The 1,461-nt window shown below is 67.6% G+C and carries 1 protein-coding gene; it reads left to right on the top strand.

Going from position 1 to position 1,461, the window contains the following annotated elements; translation table 11 throughout:
• Nucleotides 1-153: 153 nt before the first annotated feature.
• Nucleotides 154-1,461: condensation domain-containing protein (locus tag E0504_RS49520; protein WP_165938892.1), on the top strand; the 1,308-nt coding region annotated here is incomplete at its 3' end.

Below are 1,461 nucleotides of genomic sequence, written 5' to 3' on the forward strand. Positions count from 1 at the left end.
AATTTAGGTTAGGTTACCCTACACTGGTGGTATGGATGGTCAGCGCGGTGAGGGTTCGCGATGAGCGGGGGCGGGGATTCCCGTGAGGATGCGGGGAGTCCATCGGCTGGAGAAGAGGCGCCTTCCGGTCGGGGGGTGGGTGGTGGGAGGCGGTTGCCTCTCTCGTTTGCTCAGCGCGGGAACTGGGCGGCGCAGCGGTTGTTCCCCGGTTCTGCTGCGTTCTGTGTGTGCGACCTGGTGTGGCTTGACGGGGCTATCAATGCCGGGGCGTTCGCCGACGCGGTGAGCGGGGCGTTCGCGGAGACGGAGGCGCTGCGGGCGGTCATCTATGACGATGACGGGGCTCCTTCGCAGTCGGTCGGCGGGAGGCTGTCTCTGCGGACGGTGGTTTCCGAGGAGGTGCTCACAGACGAGGAGATCCGGTCTGTGGTCCGCGCCGGGGTGAGTGCGCGGGAGGTTTCGGCGGCTGAGGATCTCACATCGTCGACGCTGTTCAAGCGTGTCGGCGGCGGGTGGGTGTGGTCGTTCACGACGAATAATCTCCTGCTTGACGGGTATGGCACGTCTCTCTATATCCGTCGGGTCGCGGAGCTGTACTCGGCTGCGGTCGATGCAACCCCCGCGCCGCCGAGGTGGTTTGGTCGCCTGGAGGATCTCGTCGCGGGGTCGGCATCGACGCCGGGTGGGTCCGGCATCGTCGGTCACTGGCGTGATGTGCTTGCTGTCGACGCGTTTTCCGAGCCCACGGGAAGCACGCCCGCTGATCTGTTTTCGTTCTCGTACCGGCCTGTTCCCGTGGCGCTTCCGGCGGGGGCCGATGATCGCCTGCGCGCGCTGGCGCGCCAGGCAAGGAGCACGTGGACGGATCTCGTCATCACCGCGTGGGGGCTGTATACGGCCCTTGCCGGGAACCAGGACTACCTCGCGGTGCGGGTACCGTCGATGATGCGCGGCGAGCCGGAGTCGCTGCGCGTGCCGGGCGCGGTCGCCCGCGCGCTGCCCGTCGCGACCGCTCTGCGCCCGGGCGCCACCTTCGCCGAGGTGCTGTCGGTGGTGGGATCGCAGGTCCGGGATCTACGGGACAACTCCGCGATCGAGGATCATCAGCTCGCCCGTCTCTGGCAGGGAGGAGAGCTCTCCTACCTGTCGCTGCCCTCGGTCAACATCAAGATGTTCAGGACGACACCGGTCTTCGGAAAGGTCGCGGGGATCACGGAGCTGATCAACCCCGGCCCGACCGGTGCGCTGGATCTCTCCGTCTTCGGGAGCCCGGGACGGGGCCTGCGGATGGATATCTCCGGCCGGTCTCCGCTCGTGCCGACAGACGCGGCCGGCCAGCACGCAGCGGCGTTCACCGTGTTCCTCGGCCACCTCCTCGGCGGCCCTGCGGGCATGACGCTCCACGAACTCGCGGATCTCACGATCACTCCCTCTTCGGTCGATGCCGGGTCGGTGGGTGTG

It is taken from the genome of Parafrankia sp. BMG5.11 (assembly GCF_004337455.1).